This is a genomic window from Ralstonia sp. A12 (assembly GCF_000801955.1).
Classification (GTDB): Bacteria; Pseudomonadota; Gammaproteobacteria; order Burkholderiales; family Burkholderiaceae; genus Ralstonia.
This window is the reverse complement of sequence record NZ_JSZO01000004.1, coordinates 179,374-203,110: the sequence shown is the minus strand read 5'-3', so window position 1 is coordinate 203,110 and position 23,737 is coordinate 179,374. Positions and strand designations below refer to the sequence as shown.

The following is a 23,737-nucleotide window of genomic DNA, read 5'->3' as shown; positions in this document are numbered from 1 at the left end:
TTCAGCAAAAAGGGCACCTTCGGGTGCCCTTTTTTCATGCGGCTCGATCGCCGGCCTTATTCGGGTACGTGGCAGACCGCCTCGATGTTGTGGCCGTCCGGGTCACGCACAAAAGCGCCGTAGTAGGTTGGGTGATAGTGCTGGCGCAGGCCGGGCTTACCGTTGTCCTGACCGCCGGCTTCGATGGCCGCTGCGTAGAACGCATCCACCTCGGCGCGCGTCTCGACCCGGAATGCGACATGCACCGGCGGCCGGTTCGGCGTTTGGCCATCCAGCGCGGCGGAAATCCAGAATTCCGGCTTGGCAGGCGGGCCGAAACCAGCCACATCGGTGTGTCCCGTGATCGAAGCCGAAAACTCCATCAGCTTGCTCATACCGATGGCGCCCAACGCCAGCTGATAGAACCGCTTGCTGGCCTCGAAGTCGCTGACGACGACGCCGGTGTGATCGATCATCTGAATCTCCTTGGTTGGAAACTGGCGCGCAACCGCGCGGCTGCCGCACAATACCGCCCATGACTGCCGCTGACCACCCCACGACCTTGCCAAACGCTTCCGACGCGTCACGCGCGCCCATTCGCACCATTCCCATTGCGGCGATTGCCACCGCGCCCGGGCGAGGCGGCATCGGCGTAGTACGTGTGTCGGGGCCCGACGTGCGCGCTGTCATGCAGGCCGTGTGCGGCCGGTTGCTGACGCCGCGCCAGGCAACCTACCTGCCGTTCCTCGACGCCGACGGCAGCGCCATCGACCGCGGCATTGCGCTGTGGTTTCCGGCGCCGCATTCGTACACCGGTGAAGACGTGCTCGAACTGCAGGGCCACGGCGGCCCGGTCGTGATGCAACTGCTGCTGCAGCGCTGCCTGGCCGCCGGCCGCGAGATCGGCCTGCGCGTAGCCGAGCCCGGCGAGTTCACGCGCCGCGCGTTCCTTAACGACAAGATGGACCTGGCGCAGGCCGAAGCCGTCGCCGACCTGATCGAAGCCAGCACGGAAGCTGCTGCACGCTCGGCGGCGCGTTCGCTCGATGGCGCGTTCTCGCAGGCGGTGCATGCGCTGGTCGAGCGCGTGATCCATCTGCGCATGCTGGTGGAAGCGACGCTGGATTTCCCCGAAGAAGAAATCGATTTTCTGGAAGCCTCGGATGCGCGTGGCCAGCTTGCCGGCATTCGCTCAGCGCTGGACGGCGTGCTGGCGCAGGCACGGCAGGGTGCGCTGCTGCGCGAGGGCCTGCACGTGGTGCTGGCCGGGCAGCCGAACGTCGGTAAATCGTCGCTGCTCAACGCGCTGGCCGGCGCGGAGCTGGCCATCGTCACCCCCATCGCCGGCACCACGCGCGACAAGGTGCAACAGACCATTCAGATTGAAGGCATCCCGCTGAACATTGTCGACACGGCAGGCCTGCGCGATACGGAAGACGAAGTCGAGCGCATCGGCATCGAACGCACCTGGGCCGCCATCGCGCGTGCAGACGTGGTGCTGCACCTGCTGGACGCGGCGGACTATCGCGCCAACGGCCTCTCCACCGAAGACGCCGCCATCGACACCCGCATCGCCGAGCACGTACCCACCGGCGTGCCGACGCTGCGCGTCGTCAACAAGATCGACCTGACGGGCGTGGCCGTTGCTGGCCGCGTGGACGCCGAGCCGCCCGAGGTCTGGCTCTCAGCACGCGATGGCGTGGGCGTTGAACTACTACGCACGGCGCTGCTGGAGATTGCCGGCTGGCAGGGCGGTGGCGAGGGGCTGTACCTGGCACGTGAGCGCCATCTCGCCGCCTTGCGCGCGGCCAAGGAAAACCTGGCCCTGGCGGCCGAGCATGCCGATCAGCAAGCGCAATCGCTCGATCTGTTTGCCGAAGAGCTGCGGTTGGCACAGGAGGCGTTGAACAGCATCACGGGGGCGTTTTCCAGTGATGATTTGCTGGGGGTGATCTTCAGCCGGTTTTGTATCGGGAAGTAGCGAACGGCCCGAGGAAACGCACGGCCGCCCGCTTAGAGAATCCCCCTCACGCCCCAACCCGAACCACCACCTTGCCGAAGTGCCGCCCCGACTGCAGATAGTCATACGCAGCCGGCGCATCATCAAAGCTGAAGACACGATCGACCACTGGGCGGATCTGCTGCACGTCAACCAGCCGGACCACCTCGTCGAGCACCGTGCGGCTGCCGACGATCACGCCGTGCAGATGCTTGGCCACATCGAACAGGCTGCGCAGCCCGAAATCCACGCCCGCAAAGCCGCTCAGCAAGCCCGTGATGGAGACGACGCCGCCCAGCCGGGTGGCGGCAATCGAGCGCGCCATCGTGTCGTATCCGCCCACCTCCACCACCACGTCGGCGCCGGCTCCACCGGTCAACCGCAGGACCTCGTGCTGCCACTCGGGCACGGCCCGGTAGTTGATGGTTGCATCGGCGCCAAGCTGCCGTGCGCGCGCGAGCTTCTCATCGCTTGATGAGGTGATGATGGTGCGCAGCCCCGCTGCCTTCGCCAACTGCAGCGCCCAGATCGAGACCCCACCCGTGCCCAGCAGCAACGCCGTCGCGCCCGGCTTGACCACGGTATTCGCAAACAACGCGTTCCAGGCCGTGATGCCCGCGCAGGAGATCGTGGACGCCTCCTCGAAGCTCAGGTGCGCCGGGATTGCCGTCAGCGTGGCCTCTTCGGCGACAAACTGCTCGGCCAGCACACCGTCGAACGTAGCGCCGGGCGATTCGGCAATTTTCCAATGCGCAATCTCGCCGTCGATCCAGTTCGGGAAATAGGTGTTGATCACGCGATCCCCTGGCTTGAAGCGCGTGACGCGCTGCCCCACGGCGATCACCTCGCCCGCGCCATCGCTCAGCGGAACACGCGGTGTGCCATCGATGCCCGGGTAGTCGCCGCGCGCGGCCATCCAGTCGCGGTAGTTCAGCGATGCCGCCCGCATGCCCACGAGCACCTCGGTGGGGCCTGGCTCGCGCACGTCCATGTCGATCTGCTGCAGCCCCGCGATGCCGTGTCCCGGCCTGACTTGCCATGCTTTCATGTGAATTCCTCGTTGCTAAGCAATGAAGCACCGATCTTATTGTTTCCACATGAGACACATTGACTCCATTTGGTAGACTCACCGTCGCCCATCAGGCGCCATTAAATCAACTGAAACGGAGCAGGTTTGGATGGACGATCGGCTCAGCGGCGTGGCCGAATTTGTGAACGTGGTCGAGTCGGGCAGCTTTGCGGCGGCGGCGGCGCAGCTTGGCGTCACGCGCTCGGCAGTGGCCAAGGTCATCGCGCGGCTGGAGCAGCGCCTGAACACGCGACTGCTGCAGCGAACGACGCGCAGCCTGAACCTGACCGGCGAAGGCGCGCTGTACTACGAGCAATGCAAGCGCGTGCTGACCGAGCTGAGCGACACCGAAGCCGCCTTGCTCGCCAGCCGGCGCGAGCCAACCGGCCGGTTGCGGATGACCGTGCCCGTGCTGTTCGGCAGGCACTGCGTTGCGCCAGTCATGCGTGGTTTGATCGAGCGTCACCCGCTGCTGGAAGTCGAGATCGCGTTCAGTGACCGCATGGCGGACTTGGTGGAAGACCGCTTCGACATTGCCGTGCGCATGGGCCCGCTGCCAAACCACGCCACGCTGGTCAGCCGCCAGTTGGGCTTCAACCGGATGGCGCTCTGCGCGTCGCCTGCCTATCTCGAAAAGCATGGCCGCCCGACGACGCTACGCGATCTGGATGCGCATACCTGCATCGTCTACGCCCGCGGTGCGCACCACACGCCTTGGCGCCTTCCCGGGCCGGATGGTGAGATGCAAACCTATCAGCCCGCATCACGCCTGCGCCTGGACGACCTGCTCTGCATCGCGGACGCCGCAGTGGCGGGTACCGGCCTGGCATGGCTGCCCTGCTGGCTCATTCCGTCATACTTGAACGCTGGCCACCTCACGATGGTCATGGGCCATGAGGGCGTGCTCGATACGGAGATCAACGTGCTGTGGCTGAAGACCCGGCACATGCCGCTCAAAGTACGCACGGCCATCGATGCCCTCGTCGATGAAGTGCCTCGCCTGCTGACCCAAGCCTGAGAGCCAAACCCATTCACCAACGGAGAGACCGGTGCGCAAGGTCCGCAACTACCTGAACAACAGCGTCGTACTGGGCCTGGCGTTGCTCGGCGTCTCGGGCCTTGCCGCCGCACAAGCGGGCTACACGCCGATGCCCATACGCAACGGCGTCAACGCGCTGAAGCTGCGTGGCTACGACGCCATCGCCGTGCGTGCGTGGCGCGAGAACTTCAACGCGCACAGTTTCGATGTGGTCACCTTCTTTGTGCGCGACGGCGCGGCAGGTCGCGCACAGCCCTGGAGCCTCGTCCCGGTATTCCGCCGCAGTGAGGGTAGCGGTAGTGGCGAACAAGAGCAGTTGCACGTCACGACCAGCGGCGGCGCAGATTGCCTGCTCCACGACTTCCGGCTCTTGCTCGCGCAAGGCGGCAAGCCCGCCGTGCTCATCCTCGCCAACCGCGACACCGGCGCCAGCTACGCAGCCGATGCCAACGTACATTTCGACTACTACGTGCTGACGGAGAACACCGAAGGCACGCCGGGCCATCCGAAGCTGTCGTTCCGCTGGCAGAAGTCGCAGCCCGCACGCGCACAATACTGCGACGTGAACCGCGCCTTCGACCAGGAACTGCATTTGGGCACGTCCAGCGGCACCGCCAATGTGGCGGATGGGCCGTAACCGACGCAATCGCCAATCGCCAATCTCGCCATGAGTTCCATGTCCACCTATCCCGTCTCCGTCAAAGGCGTGCTGCGCGCGCCCACGGGCGAGGTCGTCCTGCTGCTCAACGAGCGCGAAGAATGGGAGTTGCCAGGCGGCCGTATCGAGCTGGGCGAATCGTCTACCGAATGCCTGGCGCGCGAGATTGCAGAAGAGTTGAACCTGCGCGTGGAGGTCGGTGCGCCGATCGACACGTATCTGTTCGAAGTCATACCGGGCAAGCATGTGTTCATTGCCACGTATGGCTGCACGCTGGTGGGCGCGTTTGCGCCGACGGTGAGCCACGAGCACAAGCGTCTCGGGCTGTTTGCGCCGGATGCGTTGCCGGCGAATTTGCCTGGCGGGTATTGCGCGTCGATTGCGGCAGCGTGCAAGGTCTCGGCGCAACCGGGTTAGCAAGCATGGGTCGAGGCCGGTACTACACGTGGTGGCGACGCGCCGGCGAAACTGCCGAAGCGCTCTTCTACGCCAATGGCTGGGCGGCTCGCACCGCGCACGCACTTGGCCTTCAAGGCCGATTGCATGTTGATCGCCGCGATGTGTCGATACCGTTGAATGCCCCGCCCGCCGAGCCGCTCAGAGTGGCTTTCGCTTCAGACTTCCATGCAGGGCCATTGACCGATCCCCGCCTGTTGGATGCCATGCAGCGAGCGATCGCGGCGTTCGCGCCGCACGTGATCCTGCTGGGCGGTGATTTCGTTTCGCTGCATCACCGGCATGTCACCGGGCTGGCTGCGCGCCTGCGCGAATTACCTGCACCGTCGGGCAAATTCGGCGTGTTCGGCAATCACGATCTTTGGGTGGATGACGCGTTCATCCGCGCACAGCTTGAAGCGGCAGACGTCCGAATGCTCGTCAACGAAGCCGTGCGCCTGCCACCGCCCTATGACGAACTCTATGTGTGTGGGCTCGATGAACCCGGTGTCGGGCACCCTGACCCGGCCCGCACATTCAGCGGTGCTGGCGCGCGCAGGCTCTTGCTGATGCATTCACCGCTGGGCTTGCGGCACGTGCGCGCCCATCCGTTCGATCTTGCGTTCTGCGGCCATACCCACGGCGGCCAGATCGCGCGTCCGGATGGGCGCCCAATCGTGCTGCCATCAGGCTCCGGTGACCGGCGCTTTGCCAGTGGCTACTTTCAGCTGGCCGAAGGCGGGCAGTTGGTGACCAGCCGCGGTATCGGCATGAGTGATCTGCCAATCCGGCTGTTCTCGCCCTCTGAGGTGCATCTCTATACCGTTCACGCGGCGGGCTGAACGCTACCGCCTGTGTAGGTCAATCCCCACCCCAACGCCAACGCGGCGGCTCGCCCTTCCACCAGCACACCAGCAGAAGCAGCAGCGTCACGCCCAGCACATACAACATGAAGACGGTCTGCGAGCGGGCGGGCGGCAGCCCGACGATGCCCGCCGCCAACAGGACGGCGTAGATGGCGAACACCACCCAGCCCTGCCAGCGCGACGGCAGACCCCAGCCCCAGCCGTAACGCTTGGCGGGGAACCAGTAGTCGTTGGAATCAGTGGGCATGGTGGCCTCGAGACATGGCGTTCAGAGAACGGACGCGTCTTCGCTCGGGGGCTTGGGCAGGTGTGCTTCGGCCTCGGCATTGCGGCGCGCCGCGCGTTCCACTCCAATGTACTCGATGGCAAACAGGGCGAGGATGGCCAGCAGGGCGCCCGCGCCGAGCAGCCAATGGCTCATCAGGTTCATGATCGGAAGACGCTTTGCGTCTGCAGTCTGGGATACCTGTAGCGTATGGCTGTGCCCGTCAAAAAGTCGTAAAGAGACGAGGGCGCCGCGCAAAATTCGCATCTATGGCGATGCGCGGAATGCGCCGGACAAATTCCGGGCAACAAACGCCAACAGCCAGCCGGTCAATCACCGCTGGCGGAGGTCGTTTGCTACAGAGAGGGCGCACATGGGCGCGCCGAAGCGGCGGAGAACGGCACGTAGGCCATCAACCGCATCTTGCTAGCTTCTGTATCGAGGAGCGGAGCGTTGGCTGTATCCGGAAAGGGCTTCCGGGGTACGCATGAAGCGCGACAAACCAAGCTCGGCGGGACGGAGGTCGATCGACTTCACACCGCCAACGGCAGCACCCAGTTGGTGCTACCGGAACAACTACGCGATCTTAGTAGAGCTTCTTCGGCAGCATTTGCGAGCGCAGGCGTTTACGCGTACGCGACACAGCAGCAGCCTTCTTGCGCTTGCGCTCGGTCGTCGGCTTTTCGTAAGCGGTGCGGGCGCGCAGTTCCTTGATCAGGCCAGTGCGCTCGATTTCACGGCGGAAGCGGCGCAGTGCAACTTCGACCGGCTCGTTTTCTTTCAGACGGATGGTGGTCATCGGGTCCCTTGCTCAGTATTCGGGTGGACGGCGAAACAGCGGATTATATACCGCCCAGAGGGCGTGCAGTGTAGTTGAATTGGTTTACCGTTGCAAGCACAGGTTTCACGTGCCACTTAGGTGCCGAATCAACCACTTTTACGCCATCCGCCGTCGCGTGGAGGCGACGGCGGACGGTGTGTGCTGACGGATCAGCGGGCCGGCGTCATGTCCGGCGTGGCGGGCGCTACACCTGGTGCCGCCGTCGGCTGCGCCTGCTTGGCGGCCGCAACGGTGCTGCTTTCCTGCAGGCCGCCACCCAATGCCGTGTACAGATCGATGGCGTTGGTCAGGCGGGCCAGGCGCGTCTGCACCAGGGTCTGGTCAGCGCTGAACAGGTCGCGTTGCGCATCGAGCACGTCGAGGAAGCTCGACACGCCGTTGCGGTAGCGCTGGTCAGACAGCGTCAGACGCTCGGCCGTGGCATCACGGAAGCGCTTCTGCGCGGCCACCTGCTCTTCCAGCGTGCCGCGCGCCACGAGGGCGTCAGACACTTCCTGGAACGCGGTCTGGATGGTCTTCTCGTAGGTGGCGACGGCGATCTTCTGGTTGGCCTTGGTGGAGTCCAATTGGAAGACGCGCGTGCCCCAGTCGAAGATCGGCAGCGTGAGGTTCGGTACGAACGACCACAGCCCCGTCCCGCTCTTGAACAGGTCATGCAGCGCGCCGCTGGCCGTGCCCACGTTGGACGTCAGCCCGATGCTCGGGAAGAACGCCGCACGCGCGATGCCGATGTTGGCATTGGCGGCAATCAGCTTCTGCTCGGCCTGGCGGATGTCCGGGCGTTGCTCCAGCAGCTCCGACGGCAGACCCGGCGGGATGTCAGCAACGATCTTCTCCGACGACACGGTGGTCGGGGCAGGCAGATCGGCCGGCAGCGGCGCACCCACCAGCAGCACCAGGGCGTTGGTTGCCTGGGCGTACTGGCGCGTGAGCTGCGCCACGGCCACGCGGGCCGATTCCACCAGCGTCTCGGTCTGGCGCAGGTCCAGCAACGACGAGGCGCCCACGTCAAAGCGCTGCTTGGCGAGCTTGTAGTAGTCCTCGCGGCCCTTCAGGGTCTGCTGGGCCAGCTCAAGCTGCTCGGCATAGGCACGCTCGTTCAGGTAGGCCTTGGCCACCTGCGAGATCAGGCTGATCTGCGCGGCGCGCTGGCCTTCCGCGGTGGCCAGGTAGCTGGCGCGCGCGGATTTCGTCACGTCGCCCACGCTGAACAGGTTGACCTGGTAGTTGCTGATGCCGACACCGAGCTGATACTGCTTGGTGACGACATCCGCGCCGGTCTGCGAGATCGACTGCGGCGTCAGGCTGCGCGTGTACACGGCCGAGGCGTTGACCGGCGGCAGCAGCTCAGCGACTTGCAGACGGTACTGCGCACGTGCCGCCTCGATATTGAGCACGGCGATGCGCAGGTCGCGGTTGTTCTCGAGCGACATGCCGATCAGCTTCTGCAGGCGCGCGTCGGGGAAGAACTCGCGCCAGCCGAGGTCGGTGGCACGCGGGGCGTTCTCGCCCGGCTTCGCGCTGTCAGCCGGCACGGCATAGCCGGCCGGTGCCTGCGGGTAGGTGCTCGTTACCGGAGCATCCGGGCGCTCGTAGGTCGGCGCCAGCGAGCAGCCGGACAGCACGCCGGCAGCAAGCAGGAACGCCGGCAACAGCGCAGGGGTTCGAAAGGTCATCGTTTTCTGCATGTTCAGATTTCCTCGTCCAGCGGACGGTGCGCGGCATCCAGGCGGCGTTGACGCTCGCTGCCCTTGAAGATGCGGCGGACCACCACGAAGAACACAGGCACCAGCACCACGGCCAGCACCGTCGCGGTAATCATCCCGCCCATCACGCCGGTACCGATGGCGCGTTGGCTGGCGGAGCTCGCGCCGGTGGCAATCGCCAGCGGCAGCACGCCCAGGATGAAGGCGAACGACGTCATGATGATCGGGCGGAACCGCAGGTGCACGGCTTCCAGCGTGGCCTCGATGAGGCCCTTGCCTTGCGCCTGCAAGTCCTTCGCAAACTCGATGATCAGAATCGCGTTCTTGGCGGACAAGCCCACCACCGCAATCAGGCCGACCTTGAAGTACACGTCATCGGGCATGGCGCGCAGCGTCACACCCAACAGCGCGCCGAGCACGCCCAGCGGCACCACCAGAATCACCGCCGCCGGGATCGACCAGCTTTCATACAGCGCAGCCAGCACCAGGAACACCGCCAGCAGCGACAGCGCATACAGCGCAGGCGCTTGCGAGCCGGAGGCCTTTTCCTGCAGCGACTGGCCCGTCCACTCGTAGCCGATACCAGCCGGCAGCTTGGCGGCCAAGCGTTCCATCTCGGCCATGGCGTCACCCGAACTGGCACCCGGCGCGGCTGCGCCCGAAAGGCGGACAGCCGGATAGCCGTTGTAGCGCACGAGCTGCACCGGACCGACGATCCAGTGGCCCTTCGCAAACGTCGACATCGGCACCATGTTGCCCTGACCGTTACGCACGTACAGGTTCATGATGTCTTCGGGCTGCATGCGGTTGATCTTGTCCGCTTGCACGATCACACGCTGCTGACGACCGTAGTTCGGGAAGTCGTTGGCGTACGCCGAACCCAGCGCCGTCGACAGCACGGCGTTGATGTCGGTGAACTGCACACCCAGCGCGTTGGCCTTCTCGCGGTCGATATCCACCTGGTACTGCGGCGAATCCTCCAGACCTTCCGGGCGCATGCCCGTAATGATCTTGCTTTGCGCCGCCATCCCCATCAGTTGATTGCGGGCCGCGATCAGGGCGTCATGCCCCAGGCCAGCACGATCCTGCAGGCGGAAGGTAAAGCCGGTGGCGTTGCCCAGCTCCGGAATCGGCGGCGGGTTCAGCGGGAACACGATCGCATCGCGAATGCCACCGAACAGCGCACCGAAGGCGCGGCCGGCCACAGCATCAGCGGTTTGATCCTTGCCCTTACGCTCGCTCCAGTCCTTGAACGGGGTGAAGACGATACCGGCGTTCGGGCCGTTACCCGAGAAGCTGAAGCCCTGCACGGCCACGATGTTCTCAACGGCCTTTTCGTGCTTGTAGTAGTTCTCGACCTGCTTGATCACTTCCAACGTGCGGTTGGCCGATGCACCCGGCGGCAACTGGATGTTGGTCACGATGTAGCCCTGGTCTTCGGTCGGCAGGAACGAAGACGGCAGGCGCAGGAACAGCAACACCACTGCGGCGATCAGCACACCGTAGATGACCATGTAGCGGAAGGTCTTCTTCAGCATGCGCTCCACGAAGCTTTGATAGTGGTTCGTGGTGCTCGAGAACATGCGGTTGAACCAGCCGAAGAAGCCTTTCTTCTCGTGGTGCGAACCCTTCTCGATCGGCTTGAGCAGCGTCGAGCACAGTGCCGGCGTGAGCGTCAGCGCCATGAGTGCCGAGAAGAAGATCGACGACACCATCGACAGCGAGAACTGGCGATAGATCGCACCCACCGAGCCCGAGAAGAACGCCATCGGGATGAACACGGCCATCAGCACCAGCGTAATACCGATGATGGCGCCCGTGATCTGGCCCATGGCCTTGCGGGTGGCCTCGCGCGGGGGCAGGCCTTCTTCGGCCATGATCCGCTCGACGTTTTCCACCACCACGATGGCATCGTCAACCAGAATACCGATCGCCAGCACCAGGCCGAACATGGTCAGCACGTTGATCGAGAAGCCCATCGCGTTCATGACGGCAAACGCGCCCAAGAGCGAGATCGGCACCACGATCGACGGCACCAGCGTGTAGCGGATGTTCTGCAGGAACAGCAGCATCACCAGGAACACCAGCACCATGGCCTCGAACAGCGTCTTGACCACTTCTTCGATCGAGATCTGGACGAACTTCGAGGTGTCGTACGGCACCTTGTATTCCACGCCGGCCGGGAAGTACTTCGACAGCTCTTCCAACTTGGCCTTCACCGCCTTGGCCGTGCCCAGCGCGTTACCCGTGGGGGAGAGCTGCACACCAATGGCCGAAATCGGCTGGCCGTTGATCCGCGCAGACGTCGAGTAGGTCTGGCCGCCCAGCTCCAGGCGCGCCACATCCTTCACGCGGACCAGCGAACCGTCCGGCTTGGCCACCAGCACGATGTTGCCGAATTGCTCGGTGGTCGTAAGCTGGCCTTCTACCACGACCGTTGCCGCGAGCGGCTGGTCGGAGACAGACGGCAGATCGCCGATCGTACCGGCCGAGACCAGCGCGTTCTGGTTGCGAATGGCGTTATAGACGTCCGTCGGGGTCAGCTTGTAGCCGACCAGCTTGGCCGGGTCGATCCAGACGCGCATGGCGCGTTCCGTACCGAACAGGATGGCCTGACCGACACCCGGCACGCGCTTGATTTCGTTCAGCACGTTGCGCGAGATGTAGTCGCCCAGCGCCACCGGGTCCATCTTGCCGTCGGTCGACGCCAGCGTGGCGAACAGCAGGAAGTTCGAGCGGGCCTTGTCGACCTGCACGCCCTGCTGCGTCACCTGCGAGGGCAGACGCGCTTCCACGCGCTTCAGGCGGTTCTGCACGTCCACCTGCGCCAGTGCCGGGTCAGTACCGGCCTTGAACGTCACGGTGATGGTTGCCTGGCCGTTACCGCCCTGGCTGACCGACTCCATATAGAGCAGGCCGTCCGCACCGTTCATTTCCTGCTCGATGATGCTGGTGACGGATTCGTCCAGCGTCTTCGCATTGGCGCCCGGATACGTTGCCGTGATGATGATGGACGGCGGCGCGATGGTCGGGTACTGCGAGATCGGCAGTTGGGTGATCGAGATCGCCCCAGCCAGAATGATGAACAGCGCGAGCACCCAGGCAAAGACTGGGCGATCGATAAAAAACTTTGCCATGCGATGGCTCCTTGTTTACTGCTTGGCTGCCGGAGTGCTGGCAGCGGGTGCACTTGCTGCAGCGGCGCTGGCTGCGGGGGCCGCACCAGCACCACCCTGCGCCGGCTTGGCTTGGCCCGGCGCTGCACCCGGCTGCCACGGCACGGCCTTGACCGGTGCGCCCGGATGGACCTTCTGCAGACCGTCAACGATCACCTTGTCGCCCGCCTTCAGACCGTTGGAGACGATCCACTCGGTACCGATCGAACGATCCGCCTGAACTTGGCGCACAGCTGCCATGCCCTTCTCATCGACCACCATGACCGAGGCGCCGTCCGGGTTACGCGACACCGCTTGCTGCGGCACCGTGATGGCCTGCTCGTCCACAGCCTGCTCCAGGCGCGCACGCACGTACATGCCCGGCAGCAGCGTGCGGTCGGCGTTCGGAACAATCGCGCGCAGCGTGATGGTGCCCGTGGCCGGGTCCACCGTCAGGTCAGAGAAATACAGCTTGCCCGGTTGCGCATAGGCACGGCCGTCTTCGGTCACCAGCGTGACCTTGGCGGCGTTGTCGCCCGACTTGGCCAGCTTGCCGGCCTTGAGCGCTTCCTGCAGGCGCAGCACTTCGGTGCTCGACTGCGTGAAGGTCAGGTAGATCGGGTCGATCTGCTGCACGGTGGCCAACAGCGTTGCCTCACCCTGGCCCACCAGTGCGCCTTCGGTGATCTGCGCCAGACCGGCACGACCGGCGATCGGGGAAGTGACGCTGGCGTAACCGAGGTTCAGCTTGGCGGTTTCCACGGCAGCGCGCGCGGCAGCTACGTCAGCGGTGGCCTGCTTGGCAGCGGCCGTCGCGTCGTCGTAGTCCTGCTTGCTGATGGCGTTGGTGGCGACCAGCGGCTTGTAACGCTCCGCCTTGTTCTGCGCCTGCGTTTGCGTAGCTTCGGAACGCGCCAGTTGCGCCTTGGCGCTATCGAGCGAGGCCTGGTACTGCGCCGGGTCGATCTGGAACAGTTGCTGGCCAGCCTTGACGTCGCTGCCTTCAGCGTACGAACGCTTGAGCACAATGCCCGCGACCCGTGCGCGCACCTGGGCCACACGCGTGGCTTCCAGACGGCCCGGCAACTCGCTGGTCAGGCCAACGGTATGCGGCTGCACGGTCACAATGCCGACTTCGGTCGGAGGCATGCCGGCGCCGCCCGGCCCTTGTGCCTGCTTGTTGCCGCAGGCTGCAAGCGCCACCACCATGAATGCGGCAGCAGCGAGTTGGTGATAACGGCGGGTGTTCGTCATAGATGACCCCATGTGGCGATAAGCGGTGTGCCGGCGGATGCCATACCGAGCGCCACGCAAACGAGTGCGATGCCGGCTAGCCGTCAGCGAAACCAATAAACACAATTGAAACGCACGATCCTAGCCGCATCCGATGGCATGCGATACGGCTTTTGCGACGAAGTCGCAACAAAACGGACTCAATGACGTGAGAACGAGCGCGATTTGCTGCAGTGCCTCACCTAGTCACAAGGCGCCCGGGCTGTGGAACTGACCAAGCCGGCATGGCGCATGTTGCGATGTGCAAGAGGCGAAGTGCGCGCTATTATAGATACGTTCACGCATGTATGTAAGCAGGACCCATCGGCAAAACAGGGCTATTGTTGCAACTTTTGCTGAATTCGTTGCAATGGCGGAACGGTGCGGGGTTGCAGGAGCATGTGGCCTGCCAAGGCCCATCGCAAATCATGCCACCCGAAGCGCAGGGTGCAGCGTTGTGCATTGTGAAACAATGCGTTGTGAGATTTTGTGCGATGCACAAAAGCGAATCGAAAGAACGTCGGCAGGGTGAGCTGGCGTTCCTCTGGAAGATCATGGTCAGACGAACCAAGGAAGAAGCACTGGAAACACGCAACCGCATCCTGGATGCGGCAGAAGACGTGTTTTATGCACGTGGCGTTGCGCGCACGTCGCTATCGGATATCGCACAGGCCGCGGGCGTGACGCGCGGCGCCATCTACTGGCATTTTCGCAACAAGGCCGACGTGTTCGCCGCCATGTGCGAGCGCGTGAAGCTACCAATGGAGACGATGTGCTCGCCGCCGGGCGTGGAGGCTAACGACCCGCTGGGCGAGCTACGCACGGTGGGCAACTTCCTGCTGCGCCAGTTGGTGGAAGACGCGCACTGGCGCAAAGTCTTCGAGATCATGTTCAACAAGTGCGAGTTCGTGGAAGACACGAGCCCGATCCTCAAGCGCCAGCAAGAATCCTTTGAAGAAGGCATGGCGCGGCTGTCCAGCATCATCGAGCAGGCAACACGGCGCGGGCAGTTGCCGGCCGATCTCGACATCCCCCTGGCAGTGGCGCAATTCCATGCATCGTTCAACGGCATCATGGGCGACTTCCTGTTCTATCCGGATGCCTCTGCCCTCGCCAGCAAGCGCGAGCGCCTCATGGATGCCTGCATCGACACCCTGAAATACTCGCCCGCGCTGCGCCTGGCGCAACCGGCTATGGCCTCCGCCCGTACCGAGGCCTCCACATGAACGCGCCCGTCTTCGATCAGATGGTGTTTGCCGGCGGCGGCAACCGCTGCTGGTGGCAGGCCGGCTGGTGGGATGTCGTCCAGCCCGAACTGGGCTTGGCGCCGCGTGTAATCACCGGCATCTCGGCCGGCGCGTCGACGGCATGCATGCTGCACGCATGGAACTCCGCCGAACTGATGGACTATTACGGCGAGGCCCTGCGCCACAACAAGCGCAACGCCCATTGGGGCAACCTGCTGCGTGGCGAGCGCGTGTTCCCGCACTACGGCATGTACCGCACGGCGCTGCTGACCGTGTTCGGCGAGGGCCGTTTCGCGCGGCTCGCGCAGGCGCCGGACATCCGCATCGGCGTGGCACATATCCCGCGCTGGATGGGCGCACGCACCGCCGTGGCAGCCGGACTGATTGCGTACAACATCGAAAAGCACGTCCGCAAAACGCTGCACCCGACGCTGGGCCGACGCCTGGGCTTCACGCCCGAGTTCGTGCGCGCGCAGGATTGCGCCTCGCCAGAAGAGCTGGCCGACCTGCTGTTGCAGTCGGCGTCGACCCCGCCGTTCACGCCGGTGCTGCGGCGCTCGGGGCGGCCGGTGCTCGACGGCGGCATGGTCGACAACGTGCCGGTGCACGCGCTGGACCCGACCCCGGGCGACGCGCTGGTGCTGGTGACGCGCCTGTACCCGCGCCCGACGTTTTTCCGCCTGGATGTGCCGGTGGCCGGTGGCACGGGTGACGTTCAGCGCCGTTTCTACGTGCAGCCCTCGCGCAAGGTGCCGATCTCCAGTTGGGATTACACCCGCCCGGGCGCCATGCGCGACGCCTATGCGCTCGGCCGTCATGACGGCGAAACCTTCCTGCGCGAACTTCCACGCGGGTTCGCCGAACCGGTGGCTGCGTAGCCATCGTCGTCCGGCAAGCGGCGGGCGCGCCGTTTGCTGCACACGGCACGCCCGCCGGCGTGCCGCCATGGCCGTCCGGCCGATGCTTTTTCGACGGACACCGCCATGCCCGCAAAATCCGCAGCTTCCTTTGACTTGATCGTGATCGGCGCCGGCTCGGCCGGGTTGGCGGCCGCGCGCCGTGCAGCGCAGTTGGGTGCACGCACGCTGATCATCGACCGCGCGCAGGTGGGCGGCACCTGCGTCAACCGCGGCTGTGTGCCCAAGAAGCTGCTCGGCTACGGTGCCGCATGGTCGCAGACGGTGGCGCGTTGCCTGCGCGCGATCCACACCGTGCATGCCGCCGACGCCTGGGCCGAAGCCATCGCCCGCACCCGCGCCGAAGTGGCGCGCCTGAACGAGGTCTACCACGCGCACCTGCTCGATGCCGGCGTGCAATGGCTGACCGGGATGGCCTCGCTGCGCGGGCGCGGCATCGTCCGGCTGCAAAGCGACACCGGTAAGACCACGCTGCGTGCGCGGCAGGTCGTGCTGGCCACCGGCGCGCAGCCCGTGCCGCTGCCGGTGCCCGGCGCTGAACTCGCCTGCAGCTCCGACGACGTCTTTGGCTGGGACACGCTGCCCGCCTCGCTCATCATCGTGGGCGGCGGCGTGGTTGCTGTGGAATTGGCATCGATGCTTGCGCGCTTTGGTGTACGCGTGACGCTGCTGGTGCGCGAGGCGCGTGTGCTGGCTGAGTTCGATGTCGCCGTGTCCGAAGCCACAACACAGGCCCTGACCCGCAGCGGCGTTGACCTGGTCCCGAACGCCGACGTGGTGCGCGTGGAGCGCGATGCTGTCAACGGCGGTGGCGTGGCCGTTTACGTAAGCGGCGCCAACGATGACATCCCACGCGTGCTGCGCGCCCAACGCGTGCTGGCCGCCATCGGCCGCGCGCCGACCACCGCAGGGCTCGGGCTCGACGCGGCGGGCGTCTCGCTGGATGGGCGCGGTGGCATCGCCGTGGACCGCCACTTCCGCACCCGCGCACGCGGCGTGCATGCCGTGGGCGATGTCAGCAGCGCACAGCAACTCACACCCGTGGCCACGGCACAAGGGCACTACGTGGCCGAACGCCTGTTCGGCAAGGGCACCAAGCTGCCCGATATGAATGCCGTGCCGACGGCAGTGTTCTGCGATCCAGCCATCGCCACCGTGGGTCTGACCGAAGCTGACGCACGCACCCGCTGGCCCGAGTTGGGCAAACGCGGGACCAAACTCGAAACCGACGGCGACAAGCGCGCCGCCGCCGACCGCATCGACGTGGTGGTCCGCCGCTTTGTTTCGCTCGAACAGCGCTTTGCCGGCACCGGCATGGAATCGCTGATCAAGCTGGTGTGCAACGCGCGCAGCGGGCGCGTGCTTGGCGCGCATATCGTCGACAACGCGGCGCCGGAGATCATTCAGGCGCTGGCCGTGGCAGTGCGCATGGGCGTGCGGCTCAAGCATCTGCGCACCACGGTGGGCCTACACCCGACCGTGGCAGAGGAGCTGCTCAGTTTCTGAGCACCCGCATGGTTGAGCGGCTGAGCGCTTGAGCGCACTTGTTCAACTTTCCTGATCCCTGCCTCCAAATCCATGCACGTTCCATGCGTGAGGGAGGCGCAGAATGGCAGTCATATTCTTCAGGAAATTTGACATGCTTCCCGTGCTCTATCTGTCTCATGGGTCGCCGATGCTGGCGGCCGATCCGGGCCCTGTCGGCCAATCCCTCGTCGCACTTGGGCAAGAGATGACTGCGCTTGCGCCCCGCGCCATCGTCGTGGTCTCGCCGCACTGGATGACGCGTCGCCCGGCCGTCACCGCCCGCGCCCAGCAAGAGGCGTGGCACGACTTCGGTGGTTTTCCGCCGCAGCTCTATGCGCTGGAATATGCGCCGCCGGGCGCACCGGACCTGGCCGAGCGCATCCGCGCGCTGATCGACGGCAACATCGTCCCGGGCCTGGAAGAGCAGGCATCAACCGTGCTCGACCCGCGCCAGCCGCTGGACCACGGCGCCTGGGTGCCGCTGATGCTGATGTTTCCCGAGGCGAAGATCCCCGTGGTACAGGTGTCGTTGATGCCGGGCCTGTCGCCCGCGTGCCAGATGGCGATGGGCCGCACGCTCGCGCCGCTGCGCGACGAGGGCGTGCTGATCATCGGCTCCGGCAGCTTCACGCACAACCTGCGCGCGCTGATGCGCGGCCCCGGCACGGCACAACATGGCGTGCCGGTGGAGCCGTGGGTGAACACATTCCGCGAATGGATGATGGAGGCCATGACCGAAGGCATCCGCAGCGGCGATTTCGCCACCTTCTGCGACTACCGCGCGCAAGCCCCGCAAGCCGCCCACGCCCACCCGACCGACGAGCACCTGATGCCGCTGTACGTGGCACTGGGCGCCGCGATGGGCCAGCCGAACCAAGCCACGCCGGGCGGCGTGCAGGCTCAGCACGTGATCGACACGGTCACCTACGGCTCGCTGGCGATGGACAGCTTCCGCTTTGACGGCGCAGGCGCCAATCAGCCGCAGCTTCGCGCTGCGGCTTGATCGGCTAAAGGCTGGAGACTGGGCGTCAGGCGCGGATCAGCGCCGGTGCCAGTGCGGTCGGGTTGACCACGCTGTCAACGTTGCCCTGCAGGACATCGAGGATGTTCTGGAACGCGACACGGAAGTACATCTCGTAGCTGTCGCGTTCCACATAGCCAATGTGCGGTGTGCAGATGCAGTTCTCCATGCGCAGCAGGGTGTGGCCCTGCAGGATGGGTTCTGTTTCAAACACGTCGATGGCAGCCATGCCCGGGCGCCCGCGGTTGAGCGAGGTCACCAGGCCGTTTTCTTCCACCAGCTCGGCGCGGCTGGTGTTGACGAATAGCGCAGTCGGCTTCATGCGCGTGAGATCGCCCACCGTCACGATGCCGCGCGTTTCGTCGTTCAGGCGCAAGTGGACGGACAGCACGTCGGACTGCTCGAACAGCGCCTCTTTCGATTCCGCCACGCCAAAGCCGTCAGCGCGGGCGCGTTCCTGCGAGCCTTCCCGGCCCCACACCAGCACGTTCATGCCAAAGGCACGGCCGTAGCTCGCCACGAGCTGGCCGATCTTGCCGTAACCAAAAATGCCGAGCGTCTGGCCCTTCAGCACACGGCCGATGCCGAAGTTCGGCGGCATCGTCGTGGATTTGAGCCCCGACTGCTGCCACGCGCCGTGCTTGAGGCTCGCCACGTACTGCGGAATGCGGCGCTGCGCGGCCATCACCAGCGCCCAGGTCAACTCGGCCGGCGCCACCGGCGAGCCCTTGCCCTCCAGCACCACCACGCCCTTGTCTGTACAAGCGTCCAGATCGATATGGCTACCGGTATCGCGCGATACGCGCCCGGTCTGGCTGATGATCTTGAGTTTGGGCAGGCGATCGAGCAACTGACGCGTCACGCGCGTGCGCTCCCGGATCAGCACAATGGCTTCAACGTCCGCCACGCGTGCGGCCAATTGCCCCACGCCTTTGACGGTGTTGTTGAACACTTTGACTTCGTGGTCCTGCATCAGGCTGAAGCAATCCAGCTTGCGAACAGCGTCTTGGTAGTCGTCCAGTACGGCAATCTTCATCGACATCTCACTTCGAACAATGGTGCGCAGCAAAAAACAGCGATCCCTCGCGGTGGTATTCTTCCCATCCCTCGTCGCACGACAATCCGTGTCGACGTTTGGAATTGCCCGCCGCGGGCACGCAATTTGCGCAGCCCCGCTGGTGACGAGTCCTTGTTCTAGGGTCTATTGACCTCGGTCCCGCCACTTTAGCGCACGCGGCCCCCGCCGCCCGGAAAAACCCATCTTCCGGTAGCGAACCGCTTTGTAACTGAATGTGAAATCAGCACGGCCACTGTCCCTCCGCCTGCGTCACCCCTCCCTCTGGAAATCGCTGATCCGGCCCGCTCAGGATGCGCCGTCGATCGCTTTCCACCCCGCCACTGGGTGCCCCGGCCGAGACTGCCGTGCTGATCTGCCACCGCTTTCTTTTTCACTTCCATTGGAGTTTTGGTCATGAATCAACCCGTGATGCAGGGCGTGCCCGCATTGAACGTGCCTGACTACGTCAAACACGCACGACTGATCGCGTGGGTGGGCGAAATCGCCGCGCTCACCAAGCCGGAGCGCATTGTCTGGTGCGACGGTTCGCAAGAGGAATACGACCGCCTGTGCGCCGAGATGGTGGCCGCCGGCACGATGAAGCAGCTCAACCCGGCCAAGCGCAAGAATTCGTACCTGGCGCTGTCGGACCCGTCGGACGTGGCGCGCGTGGAAGACCGCACCTTCATCTGCTCGCAGAAAAAGGAAGACGCCGGCCCCACCAACAACTGGACGGCGCCAGCCGAGATGCGCCAGACGCTGAATGGCCTGTTTGACGGCAGCATGCGCGGCCGCACGCTGTATGTGGTGCCGTTCTCGATGGGCCCGCTGGGCTCGCCGATCGCGCACATTGGCGTGGAACTGTCGGACAGCCCGTATGTGGCCGTCAACATGCGCATCATGACCCGCATGGGCCGCGCCGTGTATGACGTGCTGGGCACCAACGGCGATTTCGTGCCGTGCGTGCACACCGTCGGCAAGCCGCTGGCCGCCGGCGAGAAAGACGTGCCGTGGCCGTGCAACCCGACCAAGTACATCGTGCACTTCCCGGAATCGCGCGAGATCTGGTCGTTCGGCTCAGGCTACGGCGGCAACGCGCTGCTGGGCAAGAAGTGCTTCGCACTGCGCATCGCTTCCACCATGGGCCGCGACCAGGGCTGGCTGGCTGAGCATATGCTGATCCTGGGCGTGACCTCGCCGGAAGGTCAGACGTATCACGTGGCGGCCGCCTTCCCGTCGGCCTGCGGCAAGACCAACTTTGCGATGTTGATTCCGCCGGCCGGCTTCAACGGCTGGAAGGTGACGACCATCGGCGACGACATCGCCTGGATCAAACCCCGCCAGGACGCCGACGGCCAGACCCGCCTGTACGCCATCAACCCGGAAGCCGGCTACTTTGGCGTGGCCCCGGGCACCAGCGAGAAGACCAACTTCAACGCGATGGCCACGCTCAAGGAAAACGTCATCTTCACCAACGTGGCGCTGACGGACGACGGCGACGTGTGGTGGGAGGGCATGACCGACACGCCGCCCGCGCACCTGATCGACTGGCAAGGCCAGGACTGGACGCCCGCGAGCGCCAAGGAAACCGGCCGCAAGGCTGCACACCCGAACGCGCGTTTCACGGCACCGGCTGCACAGTGCCCGTCGATCGATCCGCAGTGGGACAACCCGGCTGGCGTACCCATTGATGCGTTCATCTTCGGCGGTCGCCGCTCGACCACCGTGCCGCTGGTGACCGAAGCGCGCGACTGGACCGAAGGCGTGTACATGGCCGCCACGATGGGCTCGGAAACCACCGCCGCCGCCGCCGGCCAGCAAGGCATCGTGCGCCGCGACCCGTTCGCCATGCTGCCGTTCTGCGGCTACAACATGGCCGACTACTTCGCGCACTGGCTCAAGCTGGGCGACCAGCTCGCCAAGAGCGGCGCCACGCTGCCGAAAATCTTCTGCGTGAACTGGTTCCGCAAAGACGAGAACGGCAAGTTCGTGTGGCCGGGCTTTGGCGAGAACATGCGCGTGCTGAAGTGGATGATCGACCGTATCGAAGGCCAGGCACAGGGCGATGAGCACGTATTCGGCGTGTCGCCGCGCTATGAAGAGCTGAGCTGGGAAGGCCTGGACTTCACGGCCGAGCAGTTTGCCAAGGTGATCTCGCTCGACGCTGCCGCCTGGAAGCAGGAGCTGGCGCTGCACGACGAGCTGTTCACGCAACTGGCGAACCACCTGCCACAGGCGCTGCCGGAAGCCAAGGCGCGCCTGGAGGGTCGCCTGCAAGGCTGACGCGCTTGACCGCTCGCCAAGAAGCCCGCCTCGTGCGGGCTTTTTTGTGCCCGCTGCCATCGCTTGCTCAAGCAATGAGCAGTAATCCTAAAGGTTTAAATTAAGCGATTTACCCCCTTCAATAAAACAGATCACTTGATTTCAACTTAATTGAATCCTGTTGTAAAAAATACCGTCAAGCACAGGCTGACGCACGTTATGCCAATCAAAACATAATCACTATGCATTTATGCGAATCTTGAATCTTTGCAAGCATGACACGCCCCAAGACCCTTGCCCCGCATAGCTTTGTGAAGAGTCCGTGTCAATCAATGTCGTACGAAATGTACCGCCCCTAAAAAATTAACGACTTTTAAAAATGGTGCGTGACGAATTCCCGCGAGATTCTTATAATCCGGCAAAACGGGATCCTTCTTCACTGAGCCGGAGAGGGGTATCCAGACAAAAGGAATCAGAAAAGGACGGCAGGCCAATGCCATGTGCGGATGGGGGTACCCCTCCATCCTCCCGGCGCTCGGGGGGGCGCCGGTTCGGTTTTCGCGTGAACGATGACGCACGCTGTGCAAACGATTGCACTGTGCGGCACGCAGCGCAGGGGCCGATGGGCTTGTGACGCCTTTTCCAAACCACCCTGGAACATCCAGGAGGCTCCGCCACCGACCGTCAACGGGATAGCAGCACACGACGATCGCGCGCCAGGCCCACACACCTAGTGGCCCCCGGCAAATGGTGCCCGGCAAGAACGACCTGCAGGCAGACGCGCAACGCATGCATGGGTTTGATAACAACGCGCACCGCAGACAGCAGAGCGCAGCCGCAAGGCTGCTCGCCGGAGTGTGTCGGCTGGTTAGACGGGAGGTTTTACAAGTGGGTACTCAGATCGTGCTGGTCGAACAGGACCAGGCAGAGGGCGAACGTTTGTCATTTTCCCTGCGCGACGGCGGACATCATGTCCTGCGCGTCGACAGCCCAGCGCAGGCGCAAGCCGCAATCCAGGCTTCCACACCGGATTTGCTCGTGATGGAGTGGACGTGGCCCGAGCGTGAGTCGATCGACATGCTGCTGGCGCTGCGCGCCAACACGCACACGCGCGGCCTGCCGGTCATCGTGTTGTCGCGTCATGGCGACGCGCGCGCCAAGATCGCAGCGCTGGATGCCGGTGCCGACGACTACGTCGTCAAGCCGTGCGACACCGGCGAGCTGCATGCCCGCATCCGTGCCGTGCTACGCCGACGCGCACCGCAGCAAGGCGATGAGATCCTGCAGGTCAACGGCCTGCGCCTCGACCCGCTCACGCTGGGCGTGACTGCGCACACCGAAACCGGCCCGCGCGCCATCGCACTCAGCCCGCTGGAATTCCGCCTGCTGCACTTCCTGGTTGCGCATCCGCAACGCGTGCACTCACGCACGCAACTGCTCGACCGCGTGTGGGGCAACCACGTCTTCGTGGGTGAACGGACCGTCGACGTGCACGTGCGCAAGCTGCGTGTGGCGCTGGCCGGCACGCCGTGCGACGGCCTGATCCAGACCGTGCGCGGTGGCGGCTATCGCCTGGTGGTGGGCGGTGGTGCCGCTCAGGCTGCCGAGCCGATCAGCGATCGCCTGAACATGGTCACCTCGCGCAAGCCCGAGCCGCTGGTCGAGACTCCGTTTGCACGCACGCCGCTACGTCCCGCGGCGATACAGATGACCGTCTGACGAAGACCCAAACGCATCAAACGAAACGGCGCCCAAGAGCGCCGTTTTCATATCAACGCGGGGAGAGCACGCATGAAATCGTGGTTGAGTGGAGCATTGCTGGCCGGCCTGGCCATCGGCGCCCATGCACAAGAAGTAAAGCCGGGGCTGTGGGAAGACAAGACCAGCTACACCGTCAACGGTAAGCCGCTTGTGCTGCCGGATGAGCGTGGCCGCCAGATCTCCACCATCGTCAGCAAGGGATGCCTGGCAAGCAAAGACGCCGGCGACGTTCGCACTTTGATGGAGCGCAACATGCTCAAGGACATGCCCGGCTGCAAGCTGAGCCGCTGGGACTACGCAGGCGGCACGCTCAAGGTCACGGTGTCATGCAGTGACAGCGCACGCGGCGGCGCAGGTACGCTGGAAGGCAGTGGTCCGCTCAGCGCCGACCGCTACGACATCTCCGGCACGGGGCGCTCACAGCATCCGCAGCTCGGACCGATGAACATCGGCTTCCGTTACCAGGGGCGCTACATGGGTGCGTGCAAGTCATAGGCTGACACCCCCACCAGACAAAACGGCCGGACTGCGCACGCAGTTCCGGCCGTTCTTCTTTGTACCGCTCGCGACCTGCGCCAACGCCTCACGGCCGCCGGCGCGCTAGGTCATGCGGATTAGTCCTCTCGTTGAATCGCCCGCAAAGCCTGATGGGAGCTGGACG

The 23,737-nt window shown here is 64.7% G+C and carries 21 protein-coding genes; 12 read left to right on the top strand and 9 right to left on the bottom strand.

The annotated features are described in order from the left end of the window. Positions 1-56: 56 nt before the first annotated feature. On the bottom strand, positions 57-455 hold the full coding sequence (locus tag PI87_RS08620; RefSeq protein WP_039597292.1) for a VOC family protein: 399 nt from the start codon (positions 453-455) through the stop codon (positions 57-59). A gap of 59 nt (positions 456-514) precedes the next feature. Here PI87_RS08620 and mnmE point away from each other — a divergent pair, with 59 nt between their 5' ends. After that, entirely contained in the window at positions 515-1,960 is a 1,446-nt protein-coding gene (gene mnmE / locus PI87_RS08615) for a tRNA uridine-5-carboxymethylaminomethyl(34) synthesis GTPase MnmE (protein ID WP_039597291.1), read from the top strand. 46 nt (positions 1,961-2,006) lie between these two features. Here mnmE and PI87_RS08610 read toward each other — a convergent pair whose 3' ends face one another. Beyond that, positions 2,007-3,026 carry a zinc-dependent alcohol dehydrogenase family protein gene (locus tag PI87_RS08610; protein ID WP_039597290.1) on the bottom strand — a complete coding sequence of 340 codons (1,020 nt, stop codon included), beginning with the start codon at positions 3,024-3,026 and terminating at the stop codon, positions 2,007-2,009. Positions 3,027-3,156: 130 nt separating this feature from the next. Between PI87_RS08610 and PI87_RS08605 the strand changes: the two genes are divergently transcribed. The 4 genes from PI87_RS08605 to PI87_RS08590 are packed head-to-tail and all read left to right on the top strand — an operon-like array spanning position 3,157 to position 6,021. Beyond that, a complete protein-coding gene (locus tag PI87_RS08605) occupies positions 3,157-4,065 on the top strand; it encodes a LysR family transcriptional regulator (protein WP_039597289.1) in 909 nt (302 codons plus the stop codon). Positions 4,066-4,096: 31 nt separating this feature from the next. Next, positions 4,097-4,723: a hypothetical protein gene (locus tag PI87_RS08600; RefSeq protein WP_039597288.1), complete on the top strand. Its 627-nt coding sequence runs from the start codon at positions 4,097-4,099 to the stop codon at positions 4,721-4,723. Between the two features lie 39 nt (positions 4,724-4,762). Continuing rightward, on the top strand, positions 4,763-5,161 hold the full coding sequence (locus PI87_RS08595; protein WP_039597287.1) for an NUDIX hydrolase: 399 nt from the start codon (positions 4,763-4,765) through the stop codon (positions 5,159-5,161). Then, on the top strand, positions 5,134-6,021 hold the full coding sequence (locus tag PI87_RS08590; RefSeq protein ID WP_232313961.1) for a metallophosphoesterase: 888 nt from the start codon (positions 5,134-5,136) through the stop codon (positions 6,019-6,021). Before PI87_RS08595 ends, PI87_RS08590 begins: the two co-directional genes overlap by 28 nt. Positions 6,022-6,040: 19 nt before the next feature. Here PI87_RS08590 and PI87_RS08585 read toward each other — a convergent pair whose 3' ends face one another. From PI87_RS08585 to PI87_RS08565, 6 genes are all read right to left on the bottom strand, one after another. Next, positions 6,041-6,292, bottom strand: a complete 252-nt coding sequence (locus tag PI87_RS08585; protein WP_039597285.1) for a hypothetical protein — start codon at positions 6,290-6,292, stop codon at positions 6,041-6,043. Between the two features lie 21 nt (positions 6,293-6,313). Continuing rightward, the gene (locus tag PI87_RS29415; protein WP_198139532.1) at positions 6,314-6,475 is read right to left on the bottom strand and encodes a hypothetical protein; all 162 of its coding nucleotides are present in this window, start codon (positions 6,473-6,475) and stop codon (positions 6,314-6,316) included. A 421-nt stretch (positions 6,476-6,896) separates the two neighbouring features. Then, positions 6,897-7,109, bottom strand: coding sequence for a 30S ribosomal protein S21 (gene rpsU, locus PI87_RS08580; protein WP_003262970.1), 213 nt, complete (start codon positions 7,107-7,109; stop codon positions 6,897-6,899). A gap of 191 nt (positions 7,110-7,300) precedes the next feature. Next, positions 7,301-8,839: an efflux transporter outer membrane subunit gene (locus PI87_RS08575; protein WP_039597284.1), complete on the bottom strand. Its 1,539-nt coding sequence runs from the start codon at positions 8,837-8,839 to the stop codon at positions 7,301-7,303. A gap of 2 nt (positions 8,840-8,841) precedes the next feature. Then, a complete protein-coding gene (locus PI87_RS08570; RefSeq protein WP_039597283.1) occupies positions 8,842-11,994 on the bottom strand; it encodes an efflux RND transporter permease subunit in 3,153 nt (1,050 codons plus the stop codon). A 15-nt stretch (positions 11,995-12,009) separates the two neighbouring features. Continuing rightward, positions 12,010-13,266, bottom strand: coding sequence for an efflux RND transporter periplasmic adaptor subunit (locus PI87_RS08565; protein WP_039597282.1), 1,257 nt, complete (start codon positions 13,264-13,266; stop codon positions 12,010-12,012). Positions 13,267-13,838: 572 nt separating this feature from the next. Between PI87_RS08565 and PI87_RS08560 the strand changes: the two genes are divergently transcribed. From PI87_RS08560 to PI87_RS08545, 4 genes are all read left to right on the top strand, one after another. After that, positions 13,839-14,510: a TetR family transcriptional regulator gene (locus PI87_RS08560; RefSeq protein WP_039597386.1), complete on the top strand. Its 672-nt coding sequence runs from the start codon at positions 13,839-13,841 to the stop codon at positions 14,508-14,510. Then, positions 14,507-15,409: a patatin-like phospholipase family protein gene (locus PI87_RS08555; protein WP_039597281.1), complete on the top strand. Its 903-nt coding sequence runs from the start codon at positions 14,507-14,509 to the stop codon at positions 15,407-15,409. The genes PI87_RS08560 and PI87_RS08555 overlap by 4 nt, the downstream gene beginning before the upstream one ends. Positions 15,410-15,514: 105 nt before the next feature. Then, on the top strand, positions 15,515-16,954 hold the full coding sequence (locus PI87_RS08550; RefSeq protein WP_039597385.1) for a dihydrolipoyl dehydrogenase family protein: 1,440 nt from the start codon (positions 15,515-15,517) through the stop codon (positions 16,952-16,954). Positions 16,955-17,087: 133 nt separating this feature from the next. Beyond that, positions 17,088-17,978, top strand: coding sequence for a DODA-type extradiol aromatic ring-opening family dioxygenase (locus tag PI87_RS08545; RefSeq protein ID WP_039597280.1), 891 nt, complete (start codon positions 17,088-17,090; stop codon positions 17,976-17,978). Between the two features lie 25 nt (positions 17,979-18,003). On the opposite strand, the gene PI87_RS08540 is transcribed toward PI87_RS08545, so the two are convergent. Continuing rightward, entirely contained in the window at positions 18,004-19,032 is a 1,029-nt protein-coding gene (locus PI87_RS08540; RefSeq protein WP_039597279.1) for a D-2-hydroxyacid dehydrogenase family protein, read from the bottom strand. A gap of 435 nt (positions 19,033-19,467) precedes the next feature. Between PI87_RS08540 and PI87_RS08535 the strand changes: the two genes are divergently transcribed. The 3 genes from PI87_RS08535 to PI87_RS08525 all read left to right on the top strand — a co-directional run bounded on the left by PI87_RS08535 (position 19,468) and on the right by PI87_RS08525 (position 23,571). Then, a complete protein-coding gene (locus PI87_RS08535) occupies positions 19,468-21,336 on the top strand; it encodes a phosphoenolpyruvate carboxykinase (GTP) (RefSeq protein WP_039597278.1) in 1,869 nt (622 codons plus the stop codon). An 867-nt stretch (positions 21,337-22,203) separates the two neighbouring features. Beyond that, complete coding sequence (locus tag PI87_RS08530) at positions 22,204-23,034, top strand: winged helix-turn-helix domain-containing protein (protein WP_039597277.1); 831 nt, start codon at positions 22,204-22,206, stop codon at positions 23,032-23,034. Positions 23,035-23,106: 72 nt separating this feature from the next. Beyond that, on the top strand, positions 23,107-23,571 hold the full coding sequence (locus PI87_RS08525; protein ID WP_039597276.1) for a DUF3617 domain-containing protein: 465 nt from the start codon (positions 23,107-23,109) through the stop codon (positions 23,569-23,571). Positions 23,572-23,737 lie beyond the last annotated feature (166 nt).